The organism is Mesorhizobium sp. B2-4-19 (assembly GCF_006441315.1).
Classification (GTDB): Bacteria; Pseudomonadota; Alphaproteobacteria; order Rhizobiales; family Rhizobiaceae; genus Mesorhizobium.
Window position 1 is genome coordinate 203,059 of record NZ_VFUV01000008.1, and the last position, 26,472, is coordinate 229,530.

At 63.8% G+C, this 26,472-nt stretch carries 28 protein-coding genes; 23 read left to right on the forward strand and 5 right to left on the reverse strand.

Going from position 1 to position 26,472, the window contains the following annotated elements; all coding sequences use genetic code 11:
- The first annotated feature begins 198 nt into the window (after positions 1 to 198).
- The 4 genes from FJ546_RS16410 (at position 199) to FJ546_RS16425 (ending at position 4,961) form a co-directional block, all read left to right on the forward strand.
- The gene (locus FJ546_RS16410; protein WP_095199574.1) at positions 199 to 1,194 is read left to right on the forward strand and encodes an ABC transporter substrate-binding protein; all 996 of its coding nucleotides are present in this window, start codon (positions 199 to 201) and stop codon (positions 1,192 to 1,194) included.
- Positions 1,195 to 1,361: 167 nt separating this feature from the next.
- A complete protein-coding gene (locus tag FJ546_RS16415) occupies positions 1,362 to 2,915 on the forward strand; it encodes a sugar ABC transporter ATP-binding protein (protein WP_140890289.1) in 1,554 nt (517 codons plus the stop codon).
- Positions 2,912 to 3,880 (forward strand): ABC transporter permease, encoded by a 969-nt coding sequence (locus FJ546_RS16420; RefSeq protein WP_140890290.1) that lies wholly within the window; start codon positions 2,912 to 2,914, stop codon positions 3,878 to 3,880. The genes FJ546_RS16415 and FJ546_RS16420 overlap by 4 nt, the downstream gene beginning before the upstream one ends.
- A 64-nt stretch (positions 3,881 to 3,944) precedes the next feature.
- Positions 3,945 to 4,961 carry a zinc-binding alcohol dehydrogenase family protein gene (locus FJ546_RS16425; protein WP_140890291.1) on the forward strand — a complete coding sequence of 339 codons (1,017 nt, stop codon included), beginning with the start codon at positions 3,945 to 3,947 and terminating at the stop codon, positions 4,959 to 4,961.
- A gap of 15 nt (positions 4,962 to 4,976) precedes the next feature.
- Here the strand turns inward: FJ546_RS16425 and phnF are convergent, their stop codons facing one another.
- The gene (phnF, locus tag FJ546_RS16430) at positions 4,977 to 5,726 is read right to left on the reverse strand and encodes a phosphonate metabolism transcriptional regulator PhnF (RefSeq protein WP_140890292.1); all 750 of its coding nucleotides are present in this window, start codon (positions 5,724 to 5,726) and stop codon (positions 4,977 to 4,979) included.
- A gap of 120 nt (positions 5,727 to 5,846) precedes the next feature.
- On the opposite strand from phnF, the gene phnG reads away from it, so the two are divergent.
- The 13 genes from phnG (at position 5,847) to phnE (FJ546_RS16495) (ending at position 16,739) form a co-directional block, all read left to right on the forward strand.
- Positions 5,847 to 6,308: a phosphonate C-P lyase system protein PhnG gene (gene phnG / locus FJ546_RS16435; RefSeq protein ID WP_095772716.1), complete on the forward strand. Its 462-nt coding sequence runs from the start codon at positions 5,847 to 5,849 to the stop codon at positions 6,306 to 6,308.
- A complete protein-coding gene (phnH, locus tag FJ546_RS16440; RefSeq protein WP_140890293.1) occupies positions 6,308 to 6,919 on the forward strand; it encodes a phosphonate C-P lyase system protein PhnH in 612 nt (203 codons plus the stop codon). The genes phnG and phnH overlap by 1 nt, the downstream gene beginning before the upstream one ends.
- Before the next feature lie 2 nt (positions 6,920 to 6,921).
- Entirely contained in the window at positions 6,922 to 8,034 is a 1,113-nt protein-coding gene (locus tag FJ546_RS16445; RefSeq protein WP_140890294.1) for a carbon-phosphorus lyase complex subunit PhnI, read from the forward strand.
- The gene (gene fosX / locus FJ546_RS16450) at positions 8,031 to 8,450 is read left to right on the forward strand and encodes a FosX/FosE/FosI family fosfomycin resistance hydrolase (protein ID WP_140890295.1); all 420 of its coding nucleotides are present in this window, start codon (positions 8,031 to 8,033) and stop codon (positions 8,448 to 8,450) included. The genes FJ546_RS16445 and fosX overlap by 4 nt, the downstream gene beginning before the upstream one ends.
- On the forward strand, positions 8,447 to 9,346 hold the full coding sequence (locus FJ546_RS16455; RefSeq protein WP_095787147.1) for an alpha-D-ribose 1-methylphosphonate 5-phosphate C-P-lyase PhnJ: 900 nt from the start codon (positions 8,447 to 8,449) through the stop codon (positions 9,344 to 9,346). Before fosX ends, FJ546_RS16455 begins: the two co-directional genes overlap by 4 nt.
- Positions 9,343 to 10,119: a phosphonate C-P lyase system protein PhnK gene (gene phnK, locus FJ546_RS16460; RefSeq protein WP_140890296.1), complete on the forward strand. Its 777-nt coding sequence runs from the start codon at positions 9,343 to 9,345 to the stop codon at positions 10,117 to 10,119. The genes FJ546_RS16455 and phnK overlap by 4 nt, the downstream gene beginning before the upstream one ends.
- A 2-nt stretch (positions 10,120 to 10,121) precedes the next feature.
- A complete protein-coding gene (phnL, locus tag FJ546_RS16465) occupies positions 10,122 to 10,829 on the forward strand; it encodes a phosphonate C-P lyase system protein PhnL (RefSeq protein WP_140890297.1) in 708 nt (235 codons plus the stop codon).
- Positions 10,826 to 11,443, forward strand: a complete 618-nt coding sequence (locus FJ546_RS16470; RefSeq protein ID WP_140890298.1) for a DapH/DapD/GlmU-related protein — start codon at positions 10,826 to 10,828, stop codon at positions 11,441 to 11,443. The genes phnL and FJ546_RS16470 overlap by 4 nt, the downstream gene beginning before the upstream one ends.
- Positions 11,444 to 11,528: 85 nt before the next feature.
- The gene (locus FJ546_RS16475) at positions 11,529 to 12,239 is read left to right on the forward strand and encodes a DUF1868 domain-containing protein (protein ID WP_140890299.1); all 711 of its coding nucleotides are present in this window, start codon (positions 11,529 to 11,531) and stop codon (positions 12,237 to 12,239) included.
- 233 nt (positions 12,240 to 12,472) lie between these two features.
- The gene (gene phnC / locus FJ546_RS16480) at positions 12,473 to 13,330 is read left to right on the forward strand and encodes a phosphonate ABC transporter ATP-binding protein (RefSeq protein WP_140890300.1); all 858 of its coding nucleotides are present in this window, start codon (positions 12,473 to 12,475) and stop codon (positions 13,328 to 13,330) included.
- Positions 13,331 to 13,441: 111 nt separating this feature from the next.
- Entirely contained in the window at positions 13,442 to 14,350 is a 909-nt protein-coding gene (gene phnD, locus FJ546_RS16485) for a phosphonate ABC transporter substrate-binding protein (protein WP_015315649.1), read from the forward strand.
- Between the two features lie 61 nt (positions 14,351 to 14,411).
- The gene (gene phnE / locus FJ546_RS16490) at positions 14,412 to 15,368 is read left to right on the forward strand and encodes a phosphonate ABC transporter, permease protein PhnE (RefSeq protein WP_140890301.1); all 957 of its coding nucleotides are present in this window, start codon (positions 14,412 to 14,414) and stop codon (positions 15,366 to 15,368) included.
- A 3-nt stretch (positions 15,369 to 15,371) separates the two neighbouring features.
- Positions 15,372 to 16,739, forward strand: coding sequence for a phosphonate ABC transporter, permease protein PhnE (phnE, locus tag FJ546_RS16495; protein ID WP_140890302.1), 1,368 nt, complete (start codon positions 15,372 to 15,374; stop codon positions 16,737 to 16,739).
- A gap of 79 nt (positions 16,740 to 16,818) precedes the next feature.
- Here phnE (FJ546_RS16495) and FJ546_RS16500 read toward each other — a convergent pair whose 3' ends face one another.
- From FJ546_RS16500 to FJ546_RS16510, 3 genes are read right to left on the reverse strand one after another with little or no spacing between them, the layout of a single operon-like run.
- Complete coding sequence (locus FJ546_RS16500) at positions 16,819 to 17,670, reverse strand: sugar phosphate isomerase/epimerase (protein WP_140890303.1); 852 nt, start codon at positions 17,668 to 17,670, stop codon at positions 16,819 to 16,821.
- A 42-nt stretch (positions 17,671 to 17,712) separates the two neighbouring features.
- Entirely contained in the window at positions 17,713 to 18,900 is a 1,188-nt protein-coding gene (locus FJ546_RS16505; protein WP_140890304.1) for a Gfo/Idh/MocA family oxidoreductase, read from the reverse strand.
- 55 nt (positions 18,901 to 18,955) lie between these two features.
- Positions 18,956 to 20,011: a sugar phosphate isomerase/epimerase gene (locus tag FJ546_RS16510; RefSeq protein WP_140890305.1), complete on the reverse strand. Its 1,056-nt coding sequence runs from the start codon at positions 20,009 to 20,011 to the stop codon at positions 18,956 to 18,958.
- 400 nt (positions 20,012 to 20,411) lie between these two features.
- Between FJ546_RS16510 and FJ546_RS16515 the strand changes: the two genes are divergently transcribed.
- Genes FJ546_RS16515 through FJ546_RS16535 form a run of 5 tightly spaced genes read left to right on the forward strand, consistent with a single transcriptional unit; the run spans position 20,412 to position 24,676 of the window.
- On the forward strand, positions 20,412 to 21,299 hold the full coding sequence (locus FJ546_RS16515) for a sugar phosphate isomerase/epimerase (RefSeq protein WP_140890306.1): 888 nt from the start codon (positions 20,412 to 20,414) through the stop codon (positions 21,297 to 21,299).
- 60 nt (positions 21,300 to 21,359) lie between these two features.
- Positions 21,360 to 22,529 carry a mandelate racemase/muconate lactonizing enzyme family protein gene (locus FJ546_RS16520; RefSeq protein ID WP_140890307.1) on the forward strand — a complete coding sequence of 390 codons (1,170 nt, stop codon included), beginning with the start codon at positions 21,360 to 21,362 and terminating at the stop codon, positions 22,527 to 22,529.
- A gap of 2 nt (positions 22,530 to 22,531) precedes the next feature.
- Positions 22,532 to 23,251 (forward strand): FadR/GntR family transcriptional regulator, encoded by a 720-nt coding sequence (locus tag FJ546_RS16525; RefSeq protein WP_140890308.1) that lies wholly within the window; start codon positions 22,532 to 22,534, stop codon positions 23,249 to 23,251.
- A 2-nt stretch (positions 23,252 to 23,253) separates the two neighbouring features.
- Positions 23,254 to 24,246: a hydroxyacid dehydrogenase gene (locus FJ546_RS16530; protein WP_181167959.1), complete on the forward strand. Its 993-nt coding sequence runs from the start codon at positions 23,254 to 23,256 to the stop codon at positions 24,244 to 24,246.
- 40 nt (positions 24,247 to 24,286) lie between these two features.
- The gene (locus tag FJ546_RS16535) at positions 24,287 to 24,676 is read left to right on the forward strand and encodes a hypothetical protein (RefSeq protein ID WP_140890309.1); all 390 of its coding nucleotides are present in this window, start codon (positions 24,287 to 24,289) and stop codon (positions 24,674 to 24,676) included.
- A gap of 24 nt (positions 24,677 to 24,700) precedes the next feature.
- Here the strand turns inward: FJ546_RS16535 and FJ546_RS16540 are convergent, their stop codons facing one another.
- Positions 24,701 to 25,996 carry an amidase gene (locus FJ546_RS16540; RefSeq protein WP_140890310.1) on the reverse strand — a complete coding sequence of 432 codons (1,296 nt, stop codon included), beginning with the start codon at positions 25,994 to 25,996 and terminating at the stop codon, positions 24,701 to 24,703.
- 115 nt (positions 25,997 to 26,111) lie between these two features.
- Here FJ546_RS16540 and FJ546_RS16545 point away from each other — a divergent pair, with 115 nt between their 5' ends.
- Complete coding sequence (locus tag FJ546_RS16545; protein ID WP_140890311.1) at positions 26,112 to 26,459, forward strand: GFA family protein; 348 nt, start codon at positions 26,112 to 26,114, stop codon at positions 26,457 to 26,459.
- Positions 26,460 to 26,472: the final 13 nt, after the last annotated feature.

Sequence of the window (26,472 nt, forward strand, 5' to 3'; positions counted from 1 at the left end):
GCTGCGTCCAGGGAGGAGCGGCGCGTGAATGTGTCCGTGCCTGACATGGGAATCAGGTGCGAAACACCGCTTGCATCGTCCAGATCGATGCACTATCAAAACAGCGTAAATGTTTTTTATTGATAAAGTTCTGTTTGGGCCACGCCTATCCGAACGGAGCTTCCGTAACGTTCACCGGGCGACTTAGGGAGGTATCCTATGAAATTCGTGACCAGCATTCTCAACCGCCGCGCCGTCATGGCCCTGGCAGCAGCGTCGATGCTCGCCGGCGTCATGCACTCAGCGCCGGTTTCGGCGGCGGACGTGACCATTCCGATCATCGTCAAGGACACCACGTCCTTCTACTGGCAGATCGTGCTCGCCGGCGCCCGCAAGGCCGGCAAGGATCTCGGCGTCAACGTGCCGGAACTCGGCGCCCAGGCTGAAACCGACGTCAACGGCCAGATCTCCATCCTCGAGAATGCCGTCGCCGGCAACCCGGCCGCCGTCGTCATCGCGCCGACCGAAGCCAAGGCGCTCGGCAAGCCGATCGACGAAGCAGCGGCCAAGGTCAAGGTCATCGGCATCGACTCCGGCGCCGACTCCAAGGCCTTCACCTCGTTCCTCACCACCGACAACGTCCAGGGCGGCCGCGTCGCCGCGGACGGTCTTGCGGCGGCCATCGGCGCGGCCAATGGCGGCAAGGTCGAAGGCAAGGTTGCCCTGATCACCGCACTGCCTGGCGCCGGCTCGCTCGAGCAGCGCGCCCAGGGCTTCAAGGAACAGCTCAAGGCCAAGTATCCCGGCCTCGAACTGATCGCCGACAAATATGCCGACGGCCAGGCCACCACCGGCCTCAACATCGCGACCGACCTGATCACCGCCAATCCGGACCTGAAGGGCATCTTCGCCTCCAACCTGATCATGGCGCAGGGCGTCGGCCAGGCGATCGCCGAGAACAAGCTTGCCGGCAAGGTCGGCCTGATCGGCTTCGACAGCGACGAGAAGCTGATCAAGTTCCTGAATGACGGCGTCATTTCCGGCCTCGTCGTCCAGGATCCCTACCGGATGGGCTATGACGGCATCAAGACCGCGCTCGCCGCTTCGAAGGGCGAGAAGGTCGAGGCCAATGTCGACACTGGCGCCAACCTTGTCACCAAGGCCAACATGAAGGATCCCAAGATCGACGCGCTGCTCAACCCGAAGCTCAACTAAGCAACGGTAGAGACGCAGGGTTTCCGGGGCCTCGTGCCCCGGAAACGACAGCGATGTCGTTTGGAAATAGGGCAACCTGGGCTAGGTTGCCCTGGCAGGCATTTCGAAGCCTGCCGCAGGCCCAGATCGTGAGGCCAATCTGGGGAAGCCAATCAGGGAGGATTGTCATGACATCGACGGCGCAAGACCTACACCCCGCCCCTGTGCTGGAGCCCGGCAGGACGATCCTCGAACTGCGCGGCCTCGAGAAGAAATATCCCGGCACCCATGCGCTGAAGCCGGTGACGCTGGCCTTCAAGTCGGGCGAAATCCACGCCATCGTCGGCGAGAATGGTGCCGGCAAATCCACTCTGATCAAGCTTCTGACCGGCGTCATGCCGCGCACCTCCGGCGATGTCATCTGGGAAGGCAATCCGGCGGCGCTGGCGACCCCGCATGAAGCGATGGCGCTCGGCATCAACGCCGTGCACCAGGAAGTCGTGCTCTGCCGTCATCTAACGGTCGCCGCCAACATGTTCCTCGGCGAGGAGAATTCGCGCTTCGGCATCCTGCAGCAGCGCGCCATGGTCAAGGAAGCGCAGAAGATCATCGACGATCTCGGCTTCGACCTGCCGGCGCATGTCATGCTCGGCGACCTCACCATCGGCCAGCAGCAACTGATCGCCGCCGCCCGCGCCACCGTGCGCGGCACCAAATTCCTGATCTTCGATGAGCCGACCGCCTACCTGACCCGCAAGGAGGCCGACCAGCTCTTCACCCTGATCCGTCGGCTGAAGTCCGAGGGCGTGACCATCATCTACATCAGCCATCGCATGGAGGAGGTCTTCGAGCTCGCCGATCGCGTCTCCGTGCTGCGCGACGGCACGCTGGTCGGCACCAGAAACATCGCCGAGACCAACGATGCCGAACTGGTCAAGCTGATGATCAACCGCTCGATCGAGCAGGTCTATCACAAGGAGCACTTCACGCCGGGTGCCGCGATCGTGGAGACCAGGAACCTGTCGGGCAAGGGCTTCGAAAATGTCTCGATGACCGTCCGCGCCGGCGAGATCGTCGGGCTCTACGGGCTGATCGGCGCCGGGCGCAGCGAATTCGTCACCACGCTCTACGGCCGCCATCGCAAATCGGCCGGCCAGATCCTGTGGGAAGGCAAGCCGGTTCAGGTCAATTCGGAGCACGATGCGATCAAGCTCGGCATGGCGCTGGCACCGGAAAGCCGCCGCGACCAGGGCCTTTGCCTCAATTTGCCGGTTGGCCTCAATCTCAACCTGCCGATCTACAAGCGCATCTCCAAAAACCTGTTGATCTCCGGCGCGCAGGAGAAGACCCAGGCCGACCGCCAGATCGCCGATCTCCGCATCAAGACGCCGACACGCCACGCGCTGGCCTCCAGCCTGTCGGGCGGCAACCAGCAGAAGATCGTCATCGGCAAATGGCTGGCTCATGGCGCCAAGCTGTTCATTTTCGACGAGCCGACAGTCGGCGTCGATGTCGGCACCAAGGCCGAAATCTATCGCCTGTTCGGCGCGCTCTTGTCGAAGGGCGCCGGCATCATCCTGATCTCGTCCTACCTGCCGGAAGTCTATGAGTTGGCCGACACGCTGCATGTGTTCCGCCGTGGCAAGCTGGTGGCGACACACGGATTCCGCACCGCCGATCACGAGGAAATTCTCACACAGGCGCTCGCCGAGAAACAAGAAAAGCTGGGAGGAAAGATATGAGCACCGAGGCGATTCCTGCCGAAAAACCCAAGCGCAATTACAACGCCCTGTTCGGGCTGACGCTGCTGGCGCTGCTGGTGCTGCTCTGGGTCATCCTGTCGCTGTCGACATCGAGCTTCGCCTCGGCCAACAACATCTCGAACCTTTTGCGTCAGGGTTCGATGATCGCCATCCTGGCGGTCGGCCAGACCTTCGTCATCATCACCGGCGGCATCGATCTGTCCGTCGGTGCTGTGGTCGGCTTTGCCACCGTCATTGCGGCGATGCTGATCAACGCCGGCATACCGGTCTTCCTCGCCATCGCGATCACGCTGCTGGTCGGCGTTGCCATCGGCCTGTTCCACGGCTTCGGCATCGTCAAGATGGGCCTGCCGCCCTTCATCATCACGCTGGCGACGCTGACCTCGCTGCGCGGCATCGGCCTTCTGATGACCAATGGCAACTCGATCTCCATCAACAATGACGCCTTCCAGGAATTTTCGCGCAACTCCTTCCTCGGCGTGCCCAATCTGTTCTGGATGGTGATCCTGGTCGGCATTCCGGCCTACATTTTCCTGCATCACAGCCGCTGGGGCCGCTACCTCTTCTCGGTCGGCTCGAACGCCGAGGCCTCGCGCCTCTCCGGCGTCAATGTCCAGCGCACCATCTACATGGCCTACACGCTGTCTGGCCTGTGCGCGGCTTTTGTCGGCGTGCTCCTGGCCTCGCGCATCGGCATCGGCAACCCGACCCAGGCCGAGGGCTGGGAACTGCAGGCGATCGCGTCCTCGGTCATCGGCGGCACCTCGCTGTTCGGTGCGGTCGGCTCGGTGCATGGCCCGCTGCTCGGCGCCTTCATTCTCGCCACCATCAACAACGGCGCCAACCTGCTCAACGTCAACGCTTTCTGGCAGCGCATCATCACTGGCGTGTTGATCATCGTCATCGTCTATTTCGACGGTCTGCGCCGCCGCAGCGGCAAGTGACCATTGCTGAAATCGATCTCCGGCCCGGCGTGAAGACGGGTCGGAAACCCAATCGGACTGAGACATGAAAGCCGTTATCTGCCGCTCACCCGGGGAACTCGTCCTGGAAGACCGCCCCGCGCCCGGCGCGCCCCCTGCCGGCTGGGCGCTGGTCGCGGTCAGCCATGTCGGCATCTGTGGCACCGACTACCACATTTTCGAGGGCAAGCACCCGTTCCTCGCCTACCCCCGCATCATGGGCCATGAAGTCTCCGGCAGCGTGATCGAGACCGGCGAGGGCGTCGATCTTGCCGTCGGCGAACCGGTCGTCATCAACCCTTACCTCTCCTGCGGCAAGTGCATCGCCTGCCGGCACGGCAAACCGAATTGCTGCGTCAAGATCGAGGTGTTGGGCGTCCATCGCGACGGCGCCATGTGCGAACGCATTCTTGTCCCGGCGCGGAATCTCTATCCGGCCAACGGCCTGTCGCTGGCCGACGCAGCCGCCGTCGAATTCCTGGCCATCGGCGCGCACGCGGTGCGTCGCGCCGGTGCCGATCCCGGCGCTCGCGCTCTGGTCATCGGCGCCGGCCCGATCGGGCTCGGCAACGCCATCTTCGCCCGCATTGCCGGGCTCGACGTGACGCTGCTCGACATGAGCAGTGAACGTCTCGCTTTTGCCGAAAACGAACTTGGTTTCAGGATCCTCGACGGCTCGCGCGGAGCGGTGTCGGATCTGGTCAAGGAAGCGACATCGGGCGAAGGCTTCGACGTGGTCTTCGACGCCACCGGCAACACCCGGTCGGTGCAGTCGGCCTTCGCCCATGTCGCGCATGGCGGCACACTGGTGCTGGTCAGCGTCGTCAAGGACGACATCGTCTTCTCCGACCCTGAATTCCACAAACGCGAAATGACGCTGGTCGGCAGCCGCAATGCACTGCGTGCCGATTTCGATCATGTCGCAGCCTCGATCCGCAACGGCGCCGTGCCCCTGGCCAAGCTCGTCACCCACCGCACGACGCTGGCCGATACGCCGAGCGATCTCGCCCGCTGGGCGCATGAGAAATCCGGGCTGATCAAGGCCGTGATCGAGATCGGATAGTCGGCAGGATTCGGCTCACAGCGCCGACAGTTTGAACTCGACCCGCTCCGCCGGAAAGCGCGACTCGGAGAACTGGATCGGCTGGCCGTCCGGCGTGATGTTGACGGCCACCGTGACCAGTACGATGGCGCCTGGCTGCAGATCGAGATCGGCAAGGTCAGCCGCGTCGGCGTGGCGCGCCGACAGCACGGTCGATTGCCTGAGATAATCGTCGATGCCGAAGCGGGCCAGCGACGCGGTGACCGAGCCAGTCTCAGCCATCGCCTGGTCGATACCGGCAAAGCGCCTGGCATCGAACCAGCCGGCAGCGCGTGACACTGGCCTTCCATCGGCTTCGCCACGTGTCTCCAACCGGATCACCTCGGCACCCTTGGCAAGGCCAAGCCCTTCGGCGACACGCTGGCTGGCCGGCTCGACCGACGAGGCAAGCAGCACGATGTGTCGTTCCGAAGCCTGTCCTTGCAAGCCGGTCGAAAAACGTGTGCGCGCGCCGATCGGATAGGACAGCCGCCTGCGCGACAAGACGAAGGTGCCCCGCCCCTGCTCGGCCCGCAGCACCCCTTCCTGCACGAGCGCCGATATGGCGCTGCGCACCGTGTGGCGATTGACGCCATAGCGCTCGGCCAGCGCCACCTCCGGCGGCAGCGCGGCATTCTCGGCGAAATCGCCGGCGGCGATCGCCTGCAGGATCCTGTCGGCGATCTGCCGCCACAGCGAGACGCCGCTGCGCCGTTCAATGCTGTCGGCTTCCTGTCGCCCGATCATGAATCGCCCCTGCCTTCCATCCCCTGTCATCCACCCGTCATGGACTCGCGCTAGGTAATATGTATAATTTGTATAGTTGTCTATATCAATAGACAAATTTAGCGAAGAGGAATGCTGCCGATGCGAGGACAGGAAGCCCGCGACCAGGCCGGACGCAAAGCCGCGATGGCGACCCTGGCGCAATCGAGCGGTGACGACATCGTCCGGCTCTGGAACGAAGCCGGCCTGCCGTCGCAGGCCGAGCTGCTGCGTGGCCCCGAGACCGGGCTGGTGACGTTGCGCGGTCGCATCGGCGGCGGCGGCGCACCGTTCAATGTCGGCGAGGCGACCGTCACCCGCGCCACGGTCCGGCTGCCGTCCGGACAGGTTGGCCATTGCTACGCGCTTGGCCGCGACAAGCAGAAGGCGAAGCTGGCGGCGATCGCCGATGCGCTCTGGCAGGACCCTGCCCGCCGCGCCGAGGTCGAGACCAGGCTGATCGCGCCTTTGAGGTCGGCGCTCGCCGCTGCCCAAGAAAAACGCCGCGCCGAGACAGCGGCAACGAAGGTGGATTTCTTCACCATGGTTCGCGGGGAAGACTGATGGATATCGCAGCGCAATCGATCGAGGGCGGTTTCGCCGACCCGGTGTTCAACGCACAGACCGTTTTCCGCGCGGTCATGGATGCGATGGCACGGCCGGGCAGCGTGCAGCCTTTGCCGGCCCTGGCCCGCCCGCCGGCGCCGCTCTCGGCAACCGCTGGCGCCGTGGCACTGGCGCTCTGCGACAACGACACGCCGCTCTGGCTCGACCCGGCCCTGCACGCCTCCGCTGCGATCGGCTCCTGGCTTGGTTTCCACACCGGCGCGCCACTGGCCAACACGCCTGCCGACGCGCATTTCGCCTTTGTCGCCACGCCGGCCGAAATGATGGCGCTCGACGGCTTTGCGCAGGGAACGCAGGATTATCCCGACAGGTCGACCACCCTGATCCTGCAGGTCAGCGACCTCGTTTCAGGCACTCCGTTGCTGCTGGAAGGTCCCGGCATCGAAATCAGCGCCATGGTCGCGCCGACGCAGATGCCGCGTCATTTCATCGAGCAGTGGAAGCAGAATATCCAGCGCTTTCCGCGTGGCGTCGACATCATCCTCGTCACCGCTGAAGGCATAGCCTGCCTGCCGCGCACGACGCGCATCAAGACGATGGAGGCTTGAAGATGTATGTCGCGGTAAAAGGCGGCGAAGCCGCAATCGCCAACGCCCACAGCCTGCTGGCCGATCGCCGGCGCGGCGACCGTTCGGTGCCGGCACTGCGCCTCGACCAGATCGTCGAACAGCTGGCGCTCGGCGTCGACCGGGTGATGAGCGAAGGCTCGCTCTATGACCGTGAACTGGCCGCGCTCGCCATCGTCCAGTCGCGCGGCGACATGATCGAGGCGATCTTCCTGGTGCGCGCCTATCGCACCACGCTGCCGCGCTTCGGCTACAGCAAGCCGATCGATACCGGCGCCATGCTGGTCGAACGGCGCGTCTCGGCGACCTACAAGGATCTGCCAGGCGGCCAGTTGCTCGGCCCGACCTTTGACTACACGCACCGGCTGCTCGACCCGGAACTTGCCGCCGGCGCCGATGTCGCCGAACCCTTGCGGCGCGAGACGGAAGCGCAGGCCATGCCACGCGTCTCGGCGATCCTCGCCCGTGAAGGCCTGATCGAACCGGATGGCGAGATGCCGCAGGACCATGTGCCCGGCGACATCACCCGCGAGCCACTGGAATTCCCGATGGCGCGCGACATCCGCCTGCAGGCGCTGTCGCGTGGCGACGAGGGTTTTCTCCTGGCGCTCGGCTATTCCACCCAGCGCGGCTATGCCCGCAACCATCCCTTCGTCGGCGAAATCCGCATCGGCGAGGTCGAACTGGAACTCGATGTCCCCGAACTGCCCTTCGCAGCACCGCTCGGCACGGTGCGGGTCACCGAGTGCCAGATGGTCAACCAGTTCAAGGGTTCGGCCAAGGCGCCTCCGCAGTTCACCCGCGGCTACGGCCTGGTCTTCGGCCAAAGCGAGCGCAAGGCGATGGCCATGGCGCTCTGCGACCGCGCCCTGCGCGCCTCCGAGCTCGGCGAGGACATCATCGCCGCCGCCCAGGACGAGGAATTCGTCATCTCGCATTCCGACAATGTCCAGGCGACCGGCTTCGTCGAGCACCTGAAGCTGCCGCACTATGTCGACTTCCAGGCCGAACTCGACCTCGTGCGCCGCATGCGCGCCGAATACGAGGCCCGAGAAAACCCCGCGAGGGTCGAAGAGAAGCGGGAGGCCGCGGAATGATCGAAGGCCTGTCCCACATGACCTTCATCGTTCGCGACCTCGAGCGGATGACAAGGATACTCGAGGGCGTCTTCGACGCACGCGAGGTCTATGCCAACGACGCCGAGCAGTTCTCGTTGTCACGCGAAAAATTCTTCCTGATCGGCGACATCTGGATCGCCATCATGAAAGGCGAGAAGCTTAACGAACGCAGCTACAACCACATTGCCTTCAAGATCGATGATGCCGATTTCGACCGCTACGCCGAGCGCATCGGCAAGCTAGGCCTCGACATGCGCCCGCCGCGCCCACGCGTCGAGGGCGAAGGCCGCTCGATCTATTTCTACGACGACGACAACCACATGTTCGAACTGCACACCGGCACGCTCACCGAGCGACTGGCGCGCTATGCCAAAGGACTTGAGGTCGCATCATGACCGACATCGCCACCTACAACTTCGCCTATCTCGACGAACAGACCAAAAGGATGATCCGCCGGGCGATCCTCAAGGGCATCGCCATCCCAGGCTATCAGGTGCCGTTCGCCTCGCGCGAAATGCCGATGCCCTATGGCTGGGGCACCGGCGGCGTCCAGGTCACCGCCTCGATCATCGGCCCAAATGACGTGCTGAAGGTCATCGACCAGGGCGCCGACGACACCACCAATGCGGTGTCGATCCGCGCCTTCTTCAAGAAGGTCGCCAATGTCGCGGTGACCACCGATACCGCCAGCGCCACCATCATCCAGACCCGCCACCGCATCCCCGAACATCCGCTGACCGCGGGCCAGGTGCTGGTCTACCAGGTGCCGATCCCCGAGCCGCTGCGCTTCCTCGAACCGCGCGAGACCGAAACGCGCAAGATGCATGCGCTGGAGGAGTACGGCCTCATGCATGTGAAGCTCTACGAGGACATCGCCAAGCACGGCCGCATTGCCACCACCTATGCCTATCCGGTCAAGGTCGAGGGCCGCTATGTGATGGACCCCTCGCCGACGCCGAAATTCGACAATCCCAAAATGCACCGCTCGCCGGCCTTGCAGCTGTTCGGCGCCGGCCGCGAGAAGCGCATCTACGCCGTGCCGCCCTTCACCGATGTCGTCAGCCTCGACTTCGAGGACCATCCGTTCGAGGTACAGACCTTCGACCAGCCCTGCGCACTTTGCGCGGCCGAGAATGTCTATCTCGACGAGGTCATCCTCGACGACCATGGCGGCCACATGTTCGTCTGCTCCGACACCGACCATTGCGAGAAGCGGCGCGAAGAGGGCCATCGCGGCCATCTTGCTCCGGAAATCCATCTTGCTTCCGAAAAAATGGAGCCGGCACAATGACCGACGAACCGCTGCTGCGCGTCTCGGCGCTCTCCAAATTCTACGGTTCGCGCGTCGGCTGCGACAACGTCTCCTTCGACCTTTGGCCGGGCGAAGTCCTGGCAGTCGTCGGCGAATCCGGCTCCGGTAAGACGACGCTGCTCAATTGCCTGTCGACGCGGCTGCTGCCGTCGTCGGGCACCGCCAGCTACCGCATGCGCGACGGCCAGTTCCGCGAGCTCTACCGCATGAGCGAGGCCGAGCGCCGCTTCCTGATGCGCACCGACTGGGGCTTTGTCCACCAGAACCCGGCAGACGGCCTGCGTATGACGGTGTCGGCCGGCGCCAATGTCGGCGAACGGCTGATGGCGGTCGGCGAGCGCCACTACGGCAAGATCCGCGCCACGGCCGTCGACTGGCTGTCGCGCGTCGAGATCGAGGAAGACCGTATCGACGACGAGCCACGTGCCTTTTCCGGCGGCATGCGCCAGCGCCTGCAGATCGCCCGCAACCTCGTCACCGGCCCACGACTGGTGTTCATGGACGAGCCGACCGGCGGCCTCGACGTCTCGGTGCAGGCGCGCCTACTCGACCTCTTGCGCGGGCTGGTCACCGATCTCGGCCTCGCGGCCATCGTCGTCACCCACGACCTCGCGGTGGCGCGCCTGCTGTCGCAGCGCATGATGGTGATGAAGGACGGCCGCGTCGTCGAAAGCGGCCTCACCGACCGCGTGCTGGACGACCCGCGCGCGCCCTACACGCAGCTTCTCGTTTCCTCCATTTTGCAGGTGTAGCGATGCCAACCCCGCTCGTTGTTTCCGACGTCGCGAAAAGCTTCACCATGCACCTGCGCGACGGCATCAAACTGCCCGTCGTCGCCGGTGTCTCGTTCTCGATCAAGGCGGGCGAATGCACCGTGCTCGGCGGCCCGTCCGGGGCCGGCAAGAGCTCCATCCTGAAGATGCTCTACGGCAACTATGCCGTCGACGAGGGGCAGATCATCGTCAGCCACGAGGACGGACTGATCGATCTGGCCAACGCCAGCCCCCGCACCGTGCTTGCCGTTCGCCGGCAAACGATCGGCTATGTCAGCCAGTTCCTGCGCACCGTGCCGCGCGTCTCGGCGCTCGACGTCGTCGCCGAGCCGCTGGTCGAGCGCGGCGAGGACCGCGAGGCGGCCAGAGGCAAGGCGCGCGCCCTGCTTGCGCAGCTCAACTTGCCGGAAAAACTCTGGGCACTGCCGCCGGCGACCTTCTCCGGCGGCGAGCAGCAGCGCGTCAACATCGCGCGCGGCTTCATCACCGAGCACCCTATCCTGCTGCTCGACGAGCCAACCGCCTCGCTCGACGCCACCAACCGCGACGTGGTGATCGAACTCATAGCCGCCAAGAAGGCGGCGGGCGTCGCCCTGCTCGGTATCTTCCACGATCATGATGTGCGCGAGGCGGTTGCGGACCGCATCATCGACGTCACCGCTTTTGCTCCGGGAAAACTCGTCGCATGACCAGGAAATTGTCGGAGTCGCCGCTGGTCCACCCGACGGCGGAGGTGCACAATTCGACGCTTGGCCGCTGGACCGAGATCGCCGACCGCAGCCGGGTTTCGGAAAGCGAACTCGGCGACTATTCCTACATGATGCAGGATTGCTCTGTCTGGTGCGCGACGATCGGCAAGTTCGCCAATATCGCGGCAAGCGTGCGCCTCAACGCCACCAACCACCCGACCTGGCGGCCGACGCTGCATCACTTCACCTACCGCGCCTCGGACTATTGGGACGACGCCGAGCATGAGAGCGAGTTCTTCGCCCAGCGCCGCGCCAAGCGCGTCACCATCGGTCACGACACCTGGCTCGGTCATGGTTCGACCGTCCTGCCGGGCGTCACCGTCGGCGATGGCGCGGCGGTTGGTGCCGGGGCGGTCGTCTCGAAGGATATCGCGCCCTACACCATCGTCGCCGGCGTGCCGGCCAAGCCGATCCGTGAGCGCTTCGACCGCCGCACCGCCGAACGCTACCAGGCGCTTGCCTGGTGGGACTGGGACCACGCGCGGCTGCGCGCTTCGCTCGATGATTTTCGCGAGCTGTCGGCGGAGGCTTTCCTGGAGAAATACGAGGGATAGCTCCTCACATCATCGTCATTCGGGGACCTGTTCATATCCCTGACACAGGACTCGGACAGGACGCCATCTCCCCAAGGAGATTGCGATGCTCGACACCGTCAGACCCTCGCTCGCCGGATTCTTTGCCGGCTCCAACCCGACCCCGCCGGCGCATCTCGGCACGCGCTACGACACCTCGGGCAATTTTCTGACCGAGCCCGGCAACACGGTTGTCAGCCATCTCGTCAGCGGCTCGCCCTCGGAAGCCGTGGTGCTTGCGGTGCGCGAGAAGATGCTGGCGATGCCCGACGCCGACCGGCTCGCCTTCACGCCCGTTTCCAGCCTGCATATGACGCTGTTCCAGGGCATCATCGAATATCGCCGCCGCTTGCCTTACTGGCCGCAGGACGTACCGCTCGACACCAGCATCGACGCCATGACCCGCCTCTATCTGGAGCGCCTGAAGGGCTTCGAGGGCTTCGGTCCTTTCGACATCAAGGTGATCGAAATCGTACCGACCGGTCTCACCGTGACCGGCGCGACCGACGAGGACGTGCGCATCATGCGTCAATGGCGCGATGCGCTGGCGGTGCCGTTCGGTTATCGGCACCCCGATCATGACGCCTACGCCTTCCACATCACCTTTGCCTATCAGATCCAACGCCTCGCCGACGATCGCGCCGCCGCGTGGCAGGCTCTGTTCGACGATTGCCTGGCGCTTTTCGCAAGGCAGGCTCCGATAATCGAGATCAAGGCGCCCGCCTTCTGCGCCTTCCGCGACATGAAGCACTTCGAGGAATTGCTGGTGCTCGGCTGATCGCCGACAGCCCGCCAATACATCTCGCCCGAAAGTGGCCCCGGTTTTGGGAGAACGACATGCATAAAACTAAAGGCCTGGAGCGCGTCGCATGAATTCGTTTCAGCGCGACGCGCTTCAGCCGTCGCGCCTGTGGAGCGTAACAAAACTGACATGCTGGCGACATGGCAGGTTCATCTGGCTGCGTTAGGCGAGTGCCTGACGATCAACAAGGTCCGGACTGGAACCTGCTCATGTCAGCAAGCTCTGCCACGCTCGAAATCCGCGGCGTCAGCCGACGATTTGGCAAGAACACCGCGGTCAGCGACGTCAACATCTCGATCCCGCAGGGTCAGATGGTTGGCGTCATCGGCCGTTCGGGCGCTGGCAAATCGACCCTTCTTCGCATGATCAACCGTCTTGTCGACCCCAGCCAGGGGTCGATTTTTTTTGGCGGCGCCGAGGTCTCCCGGCTGCGCGGCTCGCCGCTACGGCGCTGGCAGCGCGATTGCGCCATGATCTTCCAGCAGTTCAACCTAGTGCCGCGCCTCGACGTGCTGACCAACGTCCTACTCGGCAAATTGAACCACCGTTCGACCCTGTCCAACCTTCTCGGCATGTTCTCGCGCGCCGAATGCGCCGAGGCGGTCGCCGCGCTCGAGCGGCTCGACATAGCCCGCACCGCGCTTCAGCCCGCCGGCACCTTGTCTGGCGGACAGCAGCAGCGTGTCGCCATCGCCCGCGCCATGATGCAGCAGCCCAAAGTGATCCTCGCCGACGAGCCGATCGCCTCGCTCGACCCGCTCAACGCCAAGGTGGTGATGGATTCGCTGCAGGACATCAATCTGCGCGAGGGCATCACCGTCGTCACCAATCTGCACACGCTCGACACCGCCCGCGCCTATTGCAACCGCATCATCGGCATGGCCGCCGGCAAGGTCGTCTTCGACGGCCCGCCGGAAGAGCTCAACCGTGAGGCCGTGCGCCTCGTCTATGGCGCCGACAGCAATGGCGCGGAGATATCGGAGGCCATCACCTCCACCAGCGTTCCCTTCAAGCAGAAGATCGCAGCATCCGCCGGACCGCTCGAACCCGCATTCCCGGGATATTGAGCCCGCTACGGGCCAAAAGTGAGCAGCCTGGATCGTCCGCCCGCGTCAAGGGCACTTGTCAAGATCAAGAACGCTGCCGGCGCGGGGCCGGAACTTACAGGAGAGACATCAATGTTCAGGAAGATGGTTTTCGGTGCCGTTTCGGTGCTCGCCATGGCCACCAGCATGGCCCATGCCGCCGACATGAAGGAATTTCGCGTCGGCATTCTTGGCGGTGAAAACGAAACCGACCGGCTGCGCAACTACCAGTGCCTGGCCGATCACCTGAAGGCCGAGTTTGGCTTCGAGAAGGTTTCGCTGTTCCCGGCCGCCGACTATGACGGCGTCATCCAAGGCCTGCTCGGCGGCACGCTCGACTTCGCCGAACTCGGCGCTTCCGGCTACGCCAGCGTCTATCTCAAGGATCCGAAGGCGGTTACCCCGATCCTCACCACCAAGCAGACGGACGGCTCCACCGGCTACTATTCGATCGGGCTGGCGCTGAAGACGTCGGGGATCACCGACATCAAGTCGGCCAAGGGCAAGAAGCTCGGCTATGCCGATCCGGATTCGACCTCCGGCTACCTGATCCCGCTGACCCAGATTCCGAAGACCACCGGCGCCTCGAACGAAACCTACTTCGCTTCGACCCAGTTCAATGGCGGCCACGAAAACAACGTTCTGGCCGTGCGTGACGGCAAGGTAGACGTCGCGGTCGACGATTCCTCGGGCATCGGCGACTTCAAGAACGGCTACACCTCCGGCACATTCCACAAGGAAGTCGCCAAGGGCGCCGTCGACCCCAACGACTTCGTCGAAGTCTGGCGCTCCGGCCTGATCCCGAACGGCCCGCTTGTCGTGCGCACCGCGATCGGCGACGACATGACCGCCAAGCTGGCCGCTTTCTTCACCGACCTGCCAAAGAAGGACAAGGCTTGCTTCGAAGGCGTCGAAGGCGGCGATTTCACCGGCTACGTTCCGGTGAAGCCGGACTTCTATAGCGTCATAGTCGAAGCCCGTAAGGCAGCCATCGGCGGCTAACGGCGAAATCGCAAAAGGGGCGGTACCTCATCAAGTACCGCCCCTTTTTGCATCTCCGATCATGACCCTTTCCGTGACAGCCCCCTCCGGTGCCACCCACGAGATGGCCGATGCCTGGCGACGCCAGACGTCGCTGCGCCGGTTCTATACAGTGCTCGGCGTCGGCCTACTGCTGGCCGCCATGTTCGCCAGCATGTGGTTCGCCGACGAAGCCAACGCCGGGCACTTCTTCGACCGGCTGCCGCATATCCTGGATTTCCTGAGCTGGCTGGTTCCCAAGGACTGGAACGACGTCTGGCGGGCATTGTTCGATATTGCCTCGCCGCATGACACCGGCACCCAGGAATACAATTTCCCGCTCGGCCGGATTTATGTCTGGGGCGGATTCTACATTCCCGAATATTTCGAGCTGATGCTGACCACGGTGAACGTCGCGCTGGTCTCGACCTTCATCGGCTTTATCTTCGCGGTGCCGTTTTCCTTCATCGCGGCGCGCAACCTGACACCTCATCCGGCACTGAGGCTGGTGGTCAAGCGCTTCATGGAATTGCTGCGTGCCTTTCCGGAGATCGTCATCGCCGGCCTGTTCGCGGCCATCGTCTCGACCGGCCCGATCGCCGCCATCATCGCCATCGGCCTGCATTCCATCGGCGCACTCGGCAAGCTGTTCTACGAGATCAACGAGAACATCGACATGCGTGCCGAGGAAGGTCTGACGGCGGTCGGCGCCAACTGGTTCGAACGGGTGCGCTTCGCCGACCTGCCTCAGGTGTTGCCCAATTTCGTCTCCTATACGCTGCTGCGGGTCGAGATCAACGTGCGGGCCTCGACCATCATCGGCGCCGTCGGCGGGGGTGGCATCGGCGAGGAACTGAAGCTGTCCATCTCGCGCGGCTTCGGCGCCAAGACGCTGGCGCTGGTGCTGCTGCTGTTCACCACCATCTTCATCATCGACCAGTTTTCCGCCTGGCTTCGTCGCAAGCTGGTCGGCGAACAAGCCTTTATGATGGGGGCGTAAATCATGGCGACCATGACCGCCGAGGAGATTCTGTCGATCGAGACGCGCCACCCACAGGTGTTCCGACGCCCGGCATACAAGCGCTTTGGTCCGCTGCTCCTGTTCGTCGGCACTCTCCTCTATCTGATCTATGCCTTGTGGTTCTTCAGCCTGCCGCAGGTGCTGCGGGAATCGCACTGGGAGCGTCTGCCGCTCTTCCTGACACAATGGATCAGCTATGATCTGCAGCCGGAATTCCGTCTCGACCAGCCGGAGATCACGCCCAAATACCCGCGCTTTTCAGCGCTGGGCGACAACCCGAATCCCGACTGGGTGGTCAGGAATCCGGACGGCACCTTCACCGTGCTGATCGACGGGCCGGCAAAATCCGTCACCTTCGACAAGACGCAGGCGACGATCGTCGCCAACGGCCAGACCGTGCCCGTTTCGCTGACCAGCGGCAAGCCGGTGGTCTCGGGTACGGTACCGGACTGGATCACCGCCCATGACGACGAGGTGGTGGCCAAGATGGGTTTCGCCGGCGAGGTGCGCGTCACGGTAGACCGCGTCAAGGTGCGCAAGCGCTTCCTCGGCTGGGCGAACTTCGTCTTCGACACGCGCTCACCCTTCTTCGGCAAATCAGCGAGGGAAGTGATCTCGTTGATCATCTCGGGACCAGAGCTGAAACCAGGTACCACCAACCTTGCACTCGCCGGCGACAACATCTGGAACAACGCCCAGTGGCAGCACGGCGACGTCTGGACGAAGCTCTTGCAGACCATCGTCATGGCTTTCCTCGGCACGCTGCTCGGCGGCATCGTCGCCTTCCCTCTAGCCTTCTTCGCGGCGCGCAACATCACGCCGAGCGGCGTGTTCAGCCAGGTGCTCAAGCGCTTCTTCGACTTCATGCGCTCGGTCGACATGCTGATCTGGGCGCTGTTCTTCACCCGCGCCTTCGGCCCCGGCCCGCTGGCGGGAAGTGCCGCGATCTTCTTCACCGAGATCGGCACCCTCGGCAAAGTCTATTCGGAAGGCCTGGAGAACATCGACGACAAGCCGCGCGAAGGCGTACTCTCGACCGGTGCCAACGGCATCTTGGTGCAGCGCTACGGCGTGATGCCAGAAGTGATTCCGGTCTTCATTAGCCAGACGCTCTACCAGTGGGAATCCAACACCCGCGGCGCCACCATCATCGGCGCCGTCGGCGCCGGCGGCATCGGCCTGAAACTGTGGGAAGCGATGCGCACCAATTCCAACTGGGCCAACGTCTTCTACATGGTGCTGCTGATCCTGCTCGTCGTCTTCATTTTCGACAACATATCCAACTTCCTGCGCCGCCGCCTGAGCCGGACCATCCACGACTACAACAGAATCCAGGCCCAGCAGGAATAGCTTGTGATATAGAAACGGACTGGAGGCCGGCGGGACAGAGGGGGGCGCGAAGGATCGCCGACGCAACGTGATCGGCTTCCTATCCCGCCTTCTTCCAGCCGTTCCTGATATGCCTGTACCCGTCGCGATAGACGGCTTCAGGCGTCCCGGAAAAATCCCGCCACACCTTGGTCGCCGCCGCCAGATCCTTCAGCGAGCGACCGAACGCTTCGATCGTCAGCCAGTCGTCATAGCCGCTCTTGCGAATGGCGGAAAAGGTCTCTTTCCACGGAATGTTGCCACGCCCCGGCACGCCGCGATCGTTCTCCGATATGTGGATATGCACGACATTCCTGCGATGCTTCGTATAGGCACCGATCGGATCGGCCTCCTCGATATTGGCATGAAAGGTGTCGTACATCGCCTTGATATGCGGTCGGCCTACGGCATCGATGTGCTCCGACAGGTCCGCCATCGTGTTGAAAAGATAACATTCGAAGCGGTTCAGCGCCTCCAGCCCGATGGTCACGTTCCGCGTGCCGGCATGGTCGCCGATGGCGCGCTGCGAGGCAATGGAACGGTTCTTCTCGGCGGGTGTCGGCCCGCTGCCGGAAAAGGCGCCGAGCGTCGAATGCAGCGGTCCGCTCAGCGTGCGGGCGCCAAGCGCATCGGCGCAATCGATGGCCCATTTCATGTAGTCGACGCCGGCCTTGCGCGTTGCCGCATCCGGCGAAATCAGGTTCATTGCCGGATCGCCCATCGCCGAGACCGCCGTGCGCTCCAGCCCGATGCGATCGAGCAGGTCGCCGAGCTTTTTGTAGTCGTCCGGCGTACCGGCGAAAATCGGTATCTCGACACCGTCGAAGCCTGTCGCCTTGATGTCGCGAAGCAGCGGTTCGTGTTTTTTCGAGACGCTGGTCGTCCACAAGAACATGCACATGCCGATTTTCATCGACAACCCTCCCCCGTTTGATCCCCCCGGATCATTCTTGTTTTAGAGCTTCGTCCAGGCCCCATTCTTCTTCGACGACTTCACGCAGGCCTCGATGAAGGCCATGCCCTCGACGCCATCCTGGATGGTCGGGAAGACGACGTCCTTGGCCGGCTTGTCACCCTTCTTGCGCGCCGCGCGGATGGCGCGTGCAGCCTCCTGATAGATGTTGGCGAAGCCTTCGAGGTAGCCCTCGGGATGGCCTGACGGTACGCGGCTGACACGGCCCGCCACCGGCAGCGCGCCGGCGCCGTTGCGCGTGATCAACTGCTTGGGCTGGCCGAACGGCGTGTACCAAAGATAGTTGGGGTCGGCCTGCACCCATTCCAGCCCGCCCTTCGAGCCATAGATGCGCAGCTTCAGCCCGTTCTCGTGGCCTGGTGCCACCTGGCTGGCCCAGATCATGCCCTTGGCCGGATGCGTCTTGCCGGTGGGCTTGAAGCGCAGCATGACGTTGACATTGTCGTCGAGCAGCCGCCCCGGCACGAACGCATCGAGATCGGCCGACAGCGAATCCAGCTCCAGCCCGGAGACGAAGCGGGCGAGATTGTAGGCATGGGTGCCAATGTCGCCCAGCGCGCCGCCGGCGCCCGCCTGCTTGGGATCGCCGCGCCATGAGGCCTGCTTCTGGCCGGTGGCGGCGAGATCCTCGGTGAGCCAGTCCTGCGGATATTCCGACTGCACGATGCGGATGTCGCCGAGCACGCCCTTGGCCACCATTTCGCGAGCCTGCCGCACCATCGGATAGGCGGTGTAGTTGTGGGTGAGCACGAACACCTTGCCGGTCTTTTCGACCACCGCGGCGAGCTTTTTCGCCTCGGCCAGGGTCGTCGCCAGCGGCTTGTCGCAGATCACGTGGATGCCGGCCTCGAGGAAGGCCTTGGCAGCCGGCACATGGACATTGTTGGGCGTGACGATGGCCACCGCCTCGATGCCGTCGGGGCGCTTGGCCTCGGCTTTGGCCATCTCGGCGTAGGAAGCGTAGCTGCGGTCCGGATCGAGCCCGAGTTCGGCGGCCGAAGCCTTGGCGCGCTCGGGGTTCGCCGATAGCGCACCAGCCACCAGCACGAACTCATTGTCCAGGCGCGCCGCGATGCGGTGAACCGCGCCGATGAAGGCGCCTTGCCCGCCGCCGACCATGCCATAGCGGATCGGGCCGCCTCCCGTTTCCGATTTCGATGCGCCGACCATGTTTTCTCCCTCGTGTCTTGGATGCCCCTCCCCTCGCGCGGGAGAGAAAGTCGCTTCAAATTCCCATCATCGCGCGCAGCACTTTCTTGTCCGTCGCGCCACCGGCGAAGTCGTCGAATGCCTTCTCCGTCACGCGGATGATGTGGTGCTGGATGAAAGGCGCCCCTTCGGCCGCTCCGTCCTCGGGGTGCTTCAGGCAGCACTCCCATTCCAGCACCGCCCAGGAATCATAATTGTATTGCGTCAGCTTGGAGAAGATACCGGCGAAATCCACCTGCCCGTCGCCGAGCGAGCGGAAGCGTCCTGCGCGGTTGGTCCAGCTCTGATAGCCGGAATAGACGCCTTGCCGGCCGGTCGGGTTGAACTCGGCGTCCTTGACGTGGAAGGCCTTGATGCGCTCGTGGTAGATGTCGATGAATTCGAGATAGTCGAGCTGCTGCAGCAGGAAGTGCGACGGGTCGTAGTTGATGTTGCAGCGCTTGTGGCCACCGACCGCGTCGAGGAACATCTCGAAGGTGGCACCGTCGAACACGTCCTCGCCGGGATGGATTTCGTAGCCGACATCGACGCCATTGTCCTCATAGACGTCGAGGATCGGCTTCCAGCGCTTGCCGAGTTCGGCGAAGGCCTCCTCGATCAGACCGGCCGGCCGCTGCGGCCAGGGGTAGAGGTAGGGAAAGGCCAGCGCACCGGAGAAGGACACCGAAGCCTTGAGGCCGAGATTCCTTGACGCCTTGGCACCGAACTTCATCTGTTCGACCGCCCATTCCTGCCGCGCCTTGGGATTGTTGTGGACCGAAGCCGGCGCGAACCCGTCGAACTGCGCGTCATAGGCAGGATGCACCGCCACCAACTGTCCCTGCAGATGCGTCGACAATTCGGTGATCTCGACGCCGGCGTCAGTGCAGATGCCCTTCACCTCGTCGCAATAGGCCCTGGAAGACGCCGCTTTCTCGAGGTCGAACAGGCGCGCGTCCCAGGTCGGGATCTGCACGCCCTTATAGCCGAGACCGGCGGCCCATTTGGTGATCGCGGCCAGCGAATTGAACGGCGCTGCGTCACCCGCGAACTGCGCCAGAAACAGTCCGGGGCCCTTCATTGTCGTCGGCATCGGCATCCTCCCTCATTGTGTCGCGACCAAGCATAGCGCCGATTGGAAGCAGGGCCAGCCATTTTGGTCTTTTGCATCGGGCGCATTGCAAGCACTGCCATTCTGGTATTACCAAATAGGGGAATTTGGTCAAGCCTGACAATGCATCGGCCGAGCCCACCGGATACCCGAAGCATTGGCATATATCGCAATATAATCAACGTAATAATTCACACGGCAAGTTACGCATCCGCGCTTCTTGCCGTTCCAGGCAATTTGCTGTAGACCTCACTTAAGGCCCAATTGGTCGAACCAGTTTGCAGGAAAAGGCTGGGGATGCCTTGGGGAGGAACCCTTGCGCCGTCTTTCGGCGACACATGTCGAAGGCAAACGATACGGACGAATTTGGGAAGGACAGACCATGCATCTTTCGACGCACAACTGGATGCGGGCGGAACCATTGGAGACGACGCTCAAGCGCATCAAGAAATTCGGCTATGAGTCGATCGAGATTTCCGGCGAGCCCGCGCAGTACAAGACCAAGGAGACGCGGGCGCTGCTGAAGGAGCATGGCATTCGCTGCTGGGGCGCGGTGACCTTGATGCTGGGCGAACGCAACCTTGCCGCCAAGAACCAGGGCCAGCGCGAGCGCTCCGTGCAGTACGTCAAGGACGTGCTGACCATGGTCAGCGAGCTCGATGGCGAGATCATCACGCTCGTCCCCGCGACGGTCGGCAAGGTCGTGCCGGACGGCACCGAGGAAGAGGAATGGAAATGGGTGGTCGACGCGACCCGCGAATGCTTCACCCATGCCAAGAAGGTCGGCGTCAAGATCGCCGTCGAGCCGCTCAACCGCTTCGAGACCTATCTGTTCAATCGCGGCGCCCAGGCGCTGGCACTGGCCGACGCGGTCAGCCCCGAATGTGGTGTTTGCCTCGACGCCTACCACATCCATATGGAAGAATTTAACGTCTACGACGCCATCCGTAAGGTTGGAAAGCGCTTGTTCGACTTCCATGTCGCCGACAACAACCGCTTCGCCGCCGGCCTCGGCCAGATCGATTGGCCGAAGATCGTCGCCACCTTGAAGGAAGTCGGCTACGACGGCGCGCTGACCAATGAATTCGTCGCCCCGGTCGACCGCACGCCGGCGGCACCCTATCCCGAAATGGTCGAGCGCCACCCGGTCGATATCTCGCCTGAGCAGCTGAAGTTCATCCAGGACCACGGCTCCAGCGTGCTGACCGAGAAATTCTACACCGACCAGATGCGCATCACCGCCGAAACGCTGCTGCCGCTGATCAAGTAGTCGACGACTGTTGGGAAATTTGCCCTTTCGCCCTGACCGGTGGCGGGGCTGGGGAAAGACATGCGCATCAAGACCGTCCAAGCCTGGTGGGTCCGCATCCCGATCGAAGCCGCTCGGCAGCACCGCAGCGACTTCGGCCAGGTGACGACCTTCGACGCCGCCATCCTGCGCATCGAAACCGACGACGGACTGGTCGGCTGGGGCGAAGGCAAGAACGCCGCCGGCAGCGCCGGCAGCTATGGCGCCCTCGTTCACATGCTGAACCAGGAGGTTGGGCCGCAGCTGATCGGCCGCGATCCGGCCGACATCGGCATCATCTGGGAAATGCTCTACAATGGCGTGCGCCACGACAGTGCCGCCCGCGCCGGCCACGCCATGCCGCAACTGGCGCGGCGCGGCATGAGCATCGCCGCCATCAGCGCCGTCGACATCGCGCTTTGGGATATCCTCGGCAAGTCGCTCGGCCAGCCGGTCTGGCGGCTGCTCGGCGGCCGCAAGATCGACCGCATGCAGGCCTATGCCTCGGGCGGCTGGGCGTCCGCCGATGCCATCGGCGAGCAGTTGAAATCCTACGTCGCCCGGGGCGGCTTCAAGGCGCTGAAGATGCGGGTCGGCGCCATGGATGGCGCAGCCCACGTCTCGGCGGCCCGCGTCCGCGCCGCGCGCCAGGCGCTCGGCCCCGATGTCGAACTGATGGTCGACGCTCACGGCACCTATACCGTGGCGGAGGCCAAGCGCTTCATCCACCTCGTCAACGACCTCGACCTCGCCTGGTTCGAGGAACCGGTGATCGCCGACGACAAGCAGGGCATGGCGGAAGTGCGCGCCTCCGGCGCCGTGCCGATCGCCACCGGCGAAAGCGAGGCGACACGCTATGCCTTCCGCGACCTTGCCGTGCTCAAGGCCGCCGACATCTTCCAGCCCGATCCCGCCTTTTGCGGCGGCATCAGCGAGGCGATGAAGATCGGCACCATCGCCAGTGCCTTCAATCTGCGCTTTGCGCCGCATCTGTGGGCCGGCGCGCCCTGCTTCTTCGCCGGGCTGCATGTCTGCGCCGCCTCGCCATCGAGCTTCACCGTCGAATATTCGCTCGGCGCCAACCCGATGATCCACGACCTGATCGAAGAGACTGTCGAAGCACAGGACGGTATGATAGCGATCCCGGAAAAGCCCGGATTGGGATTCACCGTTTCTGAGCGATTCCTGGAGGCGCACGCGCAACGCAATTGACGATGAAAGAAAAAAACCTTCTCGCGGAACTCGCAGCCTATCTGTTCTCCCACTCGGACAAGGAGAGCGGCCGCACCCCATCCGAACGTGAGCTGGCGGAGCATTTCGCCGTCAGCCGCGGCCAGATCCGCGAGGCGCTGGCCATCCTCGAAGCCATGCGCATCGTCGAGCGGCGCGCCAAATCCGGCATCTACATCGACACCAAGCAGGCGAGCGTGGAAGCGCTGGCGCTGTTCGCGCGCGCCGGCCTGCCGCTCGATCCCTTGCAGATTTACGAGACGGTCGAATTGCGCAAGATCCACGAGATCAAGGCCGCCGAACTTGCCTGCTCGCGCGCCACCGAGGAGAATTTCGAGCGGCTGCGCGAGATCCTCAAGGCGTCCGAGGAACGCATCGCCGCCGGCGAAGGTCTGGCCAAGGAGGACCGCGAATTTCACCTGGAGATCGTGCGCGCCACCAAGAACAGCGTCTTCCACAACATCTGCAGCGTCTACTATCTGATGGGCGAACAGCGCCTGCCGATCTACTTCAATGATCCCGAACGCAGCGTGCGTTCGCATGCCGAGCATGTGCAGATCTACGAAGCGCTGCTGCGCCGCGACGGCAATCTCGCCCAGGCGCTGATGAGCGCCCACCTGCAAGGGGCGGAGAGCTACTGGAAGGGCCTGATCGAGGGCGGCATGGCGGCTGCGCTCGCGAGCCCGGCGCTCGAAAAGGCCTGACAATGGCCCAGACCGTGCCGAAGATCCTGTCGACCCATCCGCTGCACCCGCGCGCCTCGGCCAGGCTCGCCGGCGCCGGCCAGCTCGTCATCGCATCGGCGCTCGATCCCGCCACCTTGACCCGGGAGGCCAAGGACGCCGACATCGTCATCGTGCGCGCGCCGCTGCCGCCGGCGCTGTTCGAGGGCGCCTGGAAGCTGAGGGCAGCCATCCGCCATGGCGCCGGGCTCGACATGATCCCTATGGAGGCGGCGACCGCCGCCGGCGTGCTGGTGGCCAATGTGCCGGCGGTCAATGCCCGTTCGGTTGCCGAACACGTCATGTTCGCCGCACTTGCGCTGCTGCGGCAATTCCGCAAGGTCGACCGCGACCTGCGCGCCAAAGGCTGGCTCGCCGGGCGCGAGCATGCCAACGCCAATATCGAACTCGCCGGCAAGACCATCGGCATTGTCGGCCTCGGCGCCGTCGGCCAGGCCGTCGGCCATATCGCTGCGCACGGCTTCGACCTCAAGGTGGTGGCAACGACGCGCAGCATGCAGCCGGCGCCCGAGAAAGTCGGCTTCCTGTCCATCGACGCGCTGGTCGAGCAGAGCGACATCATCGTGCTCTGCTGTCCGCTGACACCGGAGACGCGTGGCCTGATCAGCCGCGAGCGCATCGCCCGCATGAAACCCAATGCGCTTTTGATCAACGTTTCGCGTGGGCCGATCGTCGATGACGACGCCCTGATCGAGGCCCTGCGGGAACGCCGCATCGGCGGTGCGGCCCTCGATGTGTTTTCGACGCAGCCGCTGCCCTCAAATCATCCCTATTTCAGCTTCGACAACGTCATCATCACCCCGCATATGGCGGGCATCACCGAGGAATCGATGATGCGCATGGGCGTCGGCTCGGCGGGCGAAGCCTTGCTGGTGCTGGACGGCAAGCTGCCGGTCAATCTGCGCAATCCGGAAGCGGTCGATCACTACCGGCGGCGTTTTCCGCTCGACCTATAGCAATCGCGGTTTCGCCCCAATTCTCCGCGACGGTGCGGCCATGTCCGGTCTTCGCCTCGCATTTCTGATTGCCGCAGCCTCGTCCATCGGCGCCCCGCCGGCATTCGCCGCCGCTCAGAGCAGCTATGTCTATTGCGACAATGGGTTGCGCTGCTTCAAGGCGCCCTGCCCGTCGAACAGCGCCCTCGACCTTGCCACCGGCAACATCATCAAGGGTGTGTCGATCGACGCCAGCGGATTGCCGCAGGCCGACAAGGCGATAACGGATCAGTCCGACGTGCTTTACAGCGGGAAAATCGTCGTCAGGGGTTCGATCGAGCACCGCACCCAGACCATCACCGGCAAGGATTACAGCCTGCCATGGCTGGTCGCGACACGCATCGTGCGCACCGCCAAGGACAGCGAACGCAAGCACTGTTCATCGCCCTGACCCGCGATTGCGTTTCACGACTGGTCAGCCGGCCAGCAGCCGCTCCATTTCAGCGGCAATCCGCAGCAGACGCCGGTCATGGCCGTTGCGCGCCACCAGCATCAGCCCAGCCGGTAGCGCCATATCAGGCATCGGCAGCGAGATCGCGCAGAGATCGAACTGGTTGGCGACCTGCGTGTTGCGCAGCAGCAGGCCTTCGACGCGGTCGCGCAGCTCGCCATCCTTGGCCATGGAAACGATGGTCGGCGCCATCACCGGCGTGGTTGGCAAAGCCAGCACATCCACCGAAGCCAATTGCTCATCCATGGCAGCGATAAGCGTGGCGCGGCGGCGCAACGCCCTGATATAGACCGGCGCCGGCAGCATCGCCGCCCGCGACAGCGGCCCGCTGACATGCGGGTCGACCGGCACCGATGCCCCTGTCGCCAACCAGTCGGCATGCACTTCGGCCCCTTCCATGGCAGCGATCGAGCCCCGCTTGGTGGCGGTCCTGAACTCCGCGATCATGTCGTCGATCATCAGATCGGCCATGCGCGCGCCGGCCTGTTCGATCTTGCCGAGGCAATGCTCGAACGCCGCGGCAACTTCACCTTCCGTGTCGCCAAAAAGAACGCCGCGCGGCACGCCGACCCGAAGTCCCGCGAGCGATATGGCCGCCAGTTCGGTCGGCACCTCGCCGGCCATCACCGCGTCCGTGGTGGCACATTGCGCAACGGTTCGGGCAAGCGGCCCGATCGAGTCCAAGGTGCCGGACAGCGGAAAGGCGCCGGTCAGCGGCACCCGCCGTGCCGTCGGCTTGAAACCAACCACACCATTGAGCGCCGCCGGAATGCGGATCGAGCCGCCGGTATCGGAACCGATGGAGATATCGCTCGTCCCCTCGCCGACGGAAACGCCGGCGCCTGAGGACGAACCACCGGGAATACGGCTGGCATCGACGGCATTGCCCGGCGTGCCGTAGTGCATGTTGTCGCCGATCGCCGTGAAGGCGAACTCGGTCATGTTGGTCTTGCCGATGAGGACCGCACCGGCTTGCCTAAGCCGGCTGACAATGACGGCGTCACGCGCGGCGGGCGTAGCGGTCTTTCGCATCAGCGAGCCGGCCGTGGTCGCCTCGCCGGCGACATCGAACAGATCCTTGACCGAGACGATCGTGCCGTCGAGCGGTCCGAGCGTCACGCCGGCCCGGCTACGGGCGTCGCTGGCATCAGCCGCCGCCCGCGCGGCGTCGATATAGAGCTTGGTGAAGACCTTTTCGTCGGCCGCACGATTGGCAAGACGTGACAGGATGATTTCGAGACGGTCGCGGATGGATTGCATGTCGATGTCGGACTCCGTCAGGATGCAACGTCTTTAAGGCAGGCAGCCGGTTGGGTCTGCGAAAGGGATGACCAACCGGCGTACCTTTGCACCTGCCAGCGATAGGAAGATACTGATGCTCTACAAAGGCAGCTGTCATTGCGGCAAGATCGCCTTCGAATTCAAGGCGGAACTGATCGGCGCCATCAGGTGCAATTGTTCGATCTGTTCGCGCAAGGGCGCGCTCTTATGCGCCATCCCGCATGAGAGCCTGACGGTCCTGGCCTGGGGCGATGACCTGGGTACCTATACATTCGGCAACCACGCCACGGCGCACCGCTTCTGCCGCACCTGCGGCATCCACCCTTTCGCGGAGGACATCCGTGAAGGCCGTGAGCGCAGCGCCTATATCAACCTCAACTGCGTCGCCGATGTCGACCCATCCACCTTGTCGATCTTCGACTTCGACGGACGCTCGGCCTGAAGCGATTCCGGAT